Raw genomic sequence first — 6831 nt, 5'->3', positions numbered from 1 at the left:
TCGCCAACCCGTTGCGGTCCTCAAATGGCGAGAACCGTCCTTATCGTTACGAGCCCGCTATGCCTTGGTCAGTTGCCGGCGCTGATATCGGAAACGAAGCGCGGAAGGGCACTCTGCCGCCCAGAGTAACCGGCCTGCACGGTGAAGACGAGAAGGACGCTCTTCCAAGCGCGGAGTTCGAATCCTCCCTCACCGCCATAAGTCATCAATAAAAATACAAGAATAGATTGGGCGTCCGCCATAAAGCCCGCCTACCGAAAACGGGGTATTCGCGGCACGTCAGCTTACGACACAAATATGCGGGGTTGATGGTTCGACCTGGTAGATGGCAGAGATCAACTTCGGCTTCGCTAAGCGAAGTCGTGGGGTTCATGCGACAGCGGAATCAGGATATGCGACGAGCACCCCGTGCCGGGTCAACCTCGCCGTCGGGAAGTACCGATCGGTGCGGAACCAAGCGGATTCACGCTTGTCGGCAGCGGACGGCGGCGGTGGCGGTCAGCACCCGAGCAGGCTCCCAATTAGCGAGACAACCGTCCAGAGCGGAGGCCAATCTTGGCACGCGACTTCGCCAGCCTGAACGACCGCTCTCCTCGGCTTAGTCAAGCATACCTACGGAATGATGCGCCTGGCCGGTGACAAATGAATCGCTGCTGGACCGCCGATGATATGGGGAGGCGCTCGCAAATCGCGCCCTACGCGCGGGGTGATCGGTTGATCAACATCAAAGCTTGAATATGAGAAATGCGCTAACTGTGACGGCGGTGGTCACCGTGGCTCGTGTGTCAGCAGATGTGGTAAGGTTGAGTGTCGGCGAGTGGCAGAGGTCCAGCAACAATGACTTTGAGACGAACCAGAGCTCACGGCGCGTCCGGCTTGGTTCTAGCGGTTTGCACTGTGTTTGCTTGGCAGAACGCCACTGCTGCTCAGAATTGCGACGCAGCCGCGACGCCTGGCGTCAATTGGCACGAGTGTGACAAGAAGCTTCTCATCCTAGAAGGACAGGACCTGAGCGGGGCGAACCTGTTCGGTGTTGATTTCACTTCGACCGACCTCAGGAACAGCAATCTTCTTGCGGCAAATCTTGAGAAGGCAACGCTTGTGCGTGCTTCCCTGGCCGACTCGACCGCCAAAGGCGCCCGGTTCGACAGAATCGAGGCCTACAGGACCGACTTCAGCCGTATGGACGCGCAGGGCGCTGTGTTTGCGAGCGCGGAAATACAGCGCTCGAATTTCCAGGGCGCCAATCTGACCAATGTTGATTTCACAAAGGCAGAATTGGGGCGTGCGCAGTTCCATGACGCCGATATCAGCGGCAGCCGCTTCTCGTTTGCCAATCTCGCACGGGCGGACTTCCGAGGAGCGACGTTCACCGCGCCGATAGACTTTGACCGCGCCTTTTTCTTTCTGACCCGTATCGAGGGCGTCGATCTTTCCAATTCGGCGGGTCTGTCCCAGTGGCAGCTCAACATGGCTTGCGGAGACGCCCGGACCGAGTTGCCTTCTGGCTTGACGAGGCCTGAAGATTGGCCCTGTCAATTCCAGCAGGAATAGTTGTCGGCAAGCGAACTGTGCAATGCTGCACCCAACAGGATGAAACTGAGAACCCCTATGTCATCGTTTGCGCTATATAACTTTTGCGACAGCCGGGAGCGGATGAATGGAATCGGGCCGTATTTCTTCCACTACCCACGCGGTCCGAGGCGGCAGAAATGGGGCCGAGCAGACCGTCCGCTGCTAGGGTACCCAGCACGCGAGCGGACATGTGAGAGCTCGGTGCGAAGGTCCGGGATCAGGCCCCGACCCTGCGCTGGCGCTTTGGCGGGAATGGGAGACCGCCCACAAGCTGACCGAGCGGCTTTGCCGCAAGCAGCAGCGCCTGGAGGCGAGGCTTGTCTCGAGCGTCGGCTTTCCTTGTGCGACCGTCTGCGTGCCCGAGGGTGAGGACGTGGCGGTCCACTCGATCGAGGCGCTCAATGAAGTGCTCGGCGAGGGGCGGATATGGCAGCTCTCCGCGAGAACGCCGAAGCTGATTTTGCGGCACATCAGGCTCGCTGGGATGCAGCTGCCGAGGAGGCTGGTTACACCGCCGCGCACAAGGCCGAGTGCGAGGCTGGCGACGGGCACAGGATCTGCTGGAAGCGTTCTCAACGACCCCCGCTACGACTCTCGCCGGTGTGGCGGGCAAGCTCGATGCCGTGTTGCGCGAGGGCGAAGCCTGGGAGGAGTGCTCCGTGTTCCCTTGGCCGCAAATCCGCTCGGCGCTCAGCGATCTGGTGCTCATCGCCGAGCAGACGATGCCGGAACAGTTCATTCGCGGCGAGCAGCGTCGCAAGCTCGGCAAGCGGCGGGCTGGCTGCTGTTTCCGCGCCTGAAAGACGAAGAAGGAGGCGAGCTATGAAGCCCATCCAACCCAACTTCCGGCTTCAGCCGAGAACCCCTCAACTTGCGCGAAGCGTCTGCCTCACGTCACCCTTCAACCGCCAGGAATTGCCAGCACAGAGCACTCTTGCGGCATCTCACCATCCGGCGGTGAGCGATCCCGATCTGCTGGATGCCTTCAACCGCGATGCCGCCGTGCACAAATGGACCGTGGCCTGAAGCTGCAGAGGCAGCGACAGCCCTGTGGGGAAAGACAGCCGCAACCGCAATCGCCTGGGGCGCCGTGTCGGCGCGTTGCGACGGGCGGACACAGGAGTATCGATTCTGGTTTCGGGTATTCGCGCATCTTCAAGCGGGTTCGCCCAATGCCGTGGCGGAAGCAGCGTCCGGCAAGGCTCGTCCAGACTCTTCCCGATAGATGGGGAGATTATGTCCGGCAAGAGAACTGCCCGCTTGTCGAGACGAAGCCGGACCGAAGCCAGCCCGTCAAGGCCAGAGCCGCTTCGCGGTGGCGCGTGCCGCGCCAGCCTGGACCGGCAGTTTTCGGCCCAGCGGACGCTTCGGACGCAGGCAAGGCTGCGATACGAACGATACCGCTCCACCCCTCAGGCTGGGTTACTCCGGCAGTTCGTCGCCCTTGATCGGCGCCTTCCCTTTGCCGGCCCGCTTCAGGATGTCCAGCGCCTTAGGGATGTCGGCACGGGCAGCGCGTTCCTGAAAGTAGCTTTCCGTGCGCAGCGCCGAAAGCTTCTCAGCGACTGCCACATTAATGAACTGGTTGAGCGGCACGCCCTCGCTCTCCGCCACCTTGCGCGCCTCATCGAGAAGCGAGAGCTGAAGCCGCAGTGCGAAATTGCTTCTCCTCATGTCTTTCTCTCCAATCGTCTCAGCGCCTCACCCGGCGACAGGACCATGATACCGAAGCGCTCGGCCACCTTGCCGAAGTCGCGCAGGTTGAACGTCACTATAGCATCCGCCCGTCCGTTTACCGCAGCTTCCAGCACCATGTCGTCGTCCGGATCGCGAACGGCGGGTCGCCAGAGGAAAACAAGGCGAACCGGCTCGGCGACGGCCGCCACCGCATCTAGCAACGCGTTCACATCTTCAGCGGACAGGCCGGAAGCTTCAAGGTGCTCGGGCCTTGTCATGACCGCCTGGTACTCGATCATCAACGTCACCGAAGCGATGAGCGTCAGCCGGCGTTCCAAAGCTGCCACCAACAGTTGGCGCGAGGCGCCAGCGTCACTTCGGATCGCCGCCACCATGGTCGCCGTATCGAGAAGCAGTCTCATGCAGACATATTGGATATCGCGTGCGATATTGCAAGGGGGCCGAGCTTTTGGCGATTTAGTCTGCCTTCGGTATTCCAAATCGCAGTGCTCAAGTATTTGCACGCCACACTACGACAGCTCGGCAACTGACGTTGTCTTGCTGATCATCACGTCGCTCAATGCCCTTGATCTACACAGAATAGCGGGCATTCCATGGTGGACGAGGCCAAACCTGGGAACGACACCGCAAGCCATGATTACAGTGCTGACATGTCGGTACGAGACATGGTTGAACGAGCCGTCCTGTCGATCGCTCGATTGTTGGGCCGGCGGGTTGCTCGGGAGCATTTCGAGGAATTGCAGGCGGCCAACGACAACAATGTTCATCCTCTTGAGAAAACACCGTCAGAAGGGGAGGATGGGGACGGCGGCGGACAATAGCAACGAGAGGAAGAGGAGCGGTTCATGACCCGTGTCGCGCTGTATGCTCGTTACTCATCTGACAACCAGCGTGAAGCCTCTATCGAGGATCAGCTGCGGCTTTGCCGAGAGCTCGCGGCCAGGGAGAGGTGGACTGTCGTTGGGACCTATGCCGATGCTGCCATATCCGGCTCAAGCATCATCCGTCGACCAGACATCCAGCGGCTTCCCGCCGATGCTCAAAGCGGGCAATTTGAGATCGTTCTAACCGAGGCACTCGATCGCTTGTCACGCGACCAGGAAGACGTAGCCGGCCTCTTCAAGCGGCTGCGCTTTGCCGCTGTCAAGATCGTCACTCTCTCTGAGGGCGCCGTGGACGAACTGCACGTGGGCCTGAAAGGAACGATGAACGCGTTGTTCCTACGCGACCTAGCCGCCAAGATCAGGCGGGGCCAAAGCGGCCGCATATTGAACGGCTACAACGCCGGCGGCCTCTCCTACGGCTATCGCGTGGTCAAAAAACTCGATGAACGCGGCGAACCGATCCGCGGTCTGCGCGAGATCGATGAGGATCAAGCCGAGGTCGTGCGTCGGATTTTTCGGGAATTCGCGGCTGGTCAATCGGCGGGTACGATAGCTGCAGGCCTCAACAGGGAAGGTATCCCATCACCCTTTGGGGGTGCGTGGGGCGCCTCGACCATCAATGGCAATCTCAAGCGGAGAAGCGGCTTTCTCTACAACGAAGCCTATATCGGGCTGCTCGTCTTCAATCGTCTTCAAATGCGCAAGGATCCCGAGACTGGGAAGCGCATCTCGCGGCCGAATCTGCCGGAAACCTGGCAGGTCGTTGAAGTGCCGCATCTGCGTATCATCGACGATGAGCTATGGGATGCAGTGCAAGCCCGCAAGAAGCTTTATGGAGGCATGAAACTCCATCACCGCCGACGGCCGAAGCACATGTTCTCGGGGCTCGTGCGGTGCGGCTGCTGTGGCGCTTCCTATACGGTGAAGAACAGGAACCAGCTTGCTTGTGCCGCGCACCGTGAGAAAGGCACTTGTACCAATAACAGAACGATCCGTGTTGGCGAGCTTGAGAAGCGTGTGCTGGAAGGCATCCAGCGGCGCTTGCTGGCGCCAGATGCCATTGCGGGCTTCCTTGCTGAATATCATGCTGAGCATAAGCGACTGAACGCCATGAACCGCGAGCGGCAAAGGGAAGTCGAAAGGCGGCATGCCGGCATCGACAGGCAGATCGCTAACATCGTCGATGCCATCGCTGAAGGTGTCGCGACGACCAGCATGAAATCGAAGCTACTGGACCTCGAGCGCGAAAAGGAGAATCTAGCCCGAGAGCTTCAGGCGATGGCGGCCGCGGAAAGCATTGTGGAGTTTCATCCGGCTGCGGTAACGGTTTACCGTCGGCAAGTATCCGAGCTCCAGGACGCGTTGCAATCCGACGAGTGTGAGCGGCACGAGGCGGCGAGGATCATCCGCTCACTGGTCACGGGGATCGAGATCATTCCGACGGAGGGTAGGGGACAGGTTGAGCTGAAAGTTCGCGGTGCGCTGGCGGAGCTTCTCAACCTGCCAAATCGTAAACCAGGAAGAGCGCCTAGCGCTGCAGTGATGGTACCGGGAGAGCGCTGCCGCCTTCCCCACACTCATCGAACTCCCAGTTCCAATTTCGCTGCTACGGCTGAGCGAGGCGCGCTATCCTAATTGCGGCCTGGCGGGTGACGGCATGGGGCCCAGAAGCCGACGTTCACGAAAGTGAAGTCAAGTTTGGACAGCCCCATCAATTTCCAATGCGATACGCATCAGCTGCTCGATAAAGTCGCTAACTACTCTCGATGGACGTCGGTTGGGTGGCAACAACAGAAGGGTTCGGAAGGAGATTCCCGGGAGAAATGGACGGAGGCTGAGGTTTCCGTTGAGATAGGGAAGGGCAGTTAAAGGATTGACCATTCCGCATCCAAGCCCCGCATTGACCATCGAGCAGATGGTGGTGGAATAGGGGGTTTCTAGAACCACTTTGGGCTTGATGCCGTGATCAGCGAAGATGGCCTCTGCTTCCCGTCTCGTAGTGTCCTCCGGAGCCAACGCGATGAAGGCCTGCCCATGGAGATCGGCGGGACGGATCACTTCCCTCTCCTCTAGCGGATGGCCCTTGGGCATGGCGATCGCGACCCGGTAGTTCCGGAATGGGTGGGCTTCGACGCCCGCAAGATCGATCTCGTCCGCCGCCAGGCCGACGTCGAACTGGCCGGAGGCGACGAGTTCTTTGACTTCCGAGGATAGCCTTGCCTGAAAGGTGATCGCAACGTCAGGGTGACGGTGTTGAAATGCCTTTAATGCCTTTGGCATTACATTCGTACTTAATGCGGAGAGACTTGCGATCCGGATTTCCCCCGAACCGAAGTCGCGAATCCGCGCCGCGGCCCCTTTCAAATGGATGAGGCCGGAGAATGAGGTCTCCACTTCCCTGAAAAACAGGTTGCCTTCTGCCGTCGGCGACATCCGTCCTTTGATGCGGTGGAAGAGCGCGAAACCGATGTCGCGCTCCAGTTCTTGGACGGCCTTGCTCACCGCAGGCTGTGAGATGCGTAGTATGTCCGCGGCGCGTGAGGCGGTTCCAATCGTCATCACGGCGTGGAAGACCTCGATCTGGCGAAGATTCATGGCGCACCTATAACCTGAGAGAATAGCACATCCCGATCTTGATATTGGACGGAATAGGTTTTGTCATGCTGTAACTGTC

General features: G+C 59.6%; 10 protein-coding genes. 6 read left to right on the top strand and 4 right to left on the bottom strand.

The features are described from left to right. Positions 1 to 68 precede the first annotated feature (68 nt). Entirely contained in the window at positions 69 to 242 is a 174-nt protein-coding gene (locus NKJ55_RS31655) for a hypothetical protein (RefSeq protein ID WP_352453314.1), read from the bottom strand. A gap of 595 nt (positions 243 to 837) precedes the next feature. On the opposite strand from NKJ55_RS31655, the gene NKJ55_RS31650 reads away from it, so the two are divergent. The 4 genes from NKJ55_RS31650 to NKJ55_RS35700 all read left to right on the top strand — a co-directional run bounded on the left by NKJ55_RS31650 (position 838) and on the right by NKJ55_RS35700 (position 2800). After that, on the top strand, positions 838 to 1554 hold the full coding sequence (locus tag NKJ55_RS31650) for a pentapeptide repeat-containing protein (protein WP_352453313.1): 717 nt from the start codon (positions 838 to 840) through the stop codon (positions 1552 to 1554). Positions 1555 to 2177: 623 nt separating this feature from the next. Beyond that, complete coding sequence (locus tag NKJ55_RS31645) at positions 2178 to 2375, top strand: hypothetical protein (RefSeq protein WP_352453312.1); 198 nt, start codon at positions 2178 to 2180, stop codon at positions 2373 to 2375. Between the two features lie 22 nt (positions 2376 to 2397). Then, positions 2398 to 2601 (top strand): hypothetical protein, encoded by a 204-nt coding sequence (locus tag NKJ55_RS31640; RefSeq protein WP_352453311.1) that lies wholly within the window; start codon positions 2398 to 2400, stop codon positions 2599 to 2601. Continuing rightward, positions 2555 to 2800 carry a Y4oE-related protein gene (locus NKJ55_RS35700; RefSeq protein ID WP_502898602.1) on the top strand — a complete coding sequence of 82 codons (246 nt, stop codon included), beginning with the start codon at positions 2555 to 2557 and terminating at the stop codon, positions 2798 to 2800. Before NKJ55_RS31640 ends, NKJ55_RS35700 begins: the two co-directional genes overlap by 47 nt. 197 nt (positions 2801 to 2997) lie before the next feature. Here NKJ55_RS35700 and NKJ55_RS31635 read toward each other — a convergent pair whose 3' ends face one another. Both NKJ55_RS31635 and NKJ55_RS31630 read right to left on the bottom strand, forming a co-directional pair. Further along, complete coding sequence (locus tag NKJ55_RS31635) at positions 2998 to 3249, bottom strand: toxin-antitoxin system HicB family antitoxin (RefSeq protein WP_352453310.1); 252 nt, start codon at positions 3247 to 3249, stop codon at positions 2998 to 3000. Further along, a complete protein-coding gene (locus NKJ55_RS31630) occupies positions 3246 to 3674 on the bottom strand; it encodes a putative toxin-antitoxin system toxin component, PIN family (RefSeq protein ID WP_352453315.1) in 429 nt (142 codons plus the stop codon). The genes NKJ55_RS31635 and NKJ55_RS31630 overlap by 4 nt, the downstream gene beginning before the upstream one ends. 192 nt (positions 3675 to 3866) lie before the next feature. Here NKJ55_RS31630 and NKJ55_RS31625 point away from each other — a divergent pair, with 192 nt between their 5' ends. Further along, on the top strand, positions 3867 to 4094 hold the full coding sequence (locus tag NKJ55_RS31625; RefSeq protein WP_352453309.1) for a hypothetical protein: 228 nt from the start codon (positions 3867 to 3869) through the stop codon (positions 4092 to 4094). Positions 4095 to 4118: 24 nt separating this feature from the next. Then, on the top strand, positions 4119 to 5792 hold the full coding sequence (locus tag NKJ55_RS31620; RefSeq protein ID WP_352453308.1) for a recombinase family protein: 1674 nt from the start codon (positions 4119 to 4121) through the stop codon (positions 5790 to 5792). Positions 5793 to 5849: 57 nt separating this feature from the next. Here the strand turns inward: NKJ55_RS31620 and NKJ55_RS31615 are convergent, their stop codons facing one another. Further along, positions 5850 to 6752 carry a LysR substrate-binding domain-containing protein gene (locus tag NKJ55_RS31615; RefSeq protein ID WP_352453307.1) on the bottom strand — a complete coding sequence of 301 codons (903 nt, stop codon included), beginning with the start codon at positions 6750 to 6752 and terminating at the stop codon, positions 5850 to 5852. Between the last annotated feature and the right edge of the window lie 79 nt (positions 6753 to 6831).

Source organism: Mesorhizobium sp. M0106 (assembly GCF_040322715.1).
In the GTDB taxonomy this organism is placed as follows: Bacteria; Pseudomonadota; Alphaproteobacteria; order Rhizobiales; family Rhizobiaceae; genus Mesorhizobium.
Note: the sequence above shows the minus strand (reverse complement) of the source record. Positions and strands in the feature narration are given on the sequence as shown.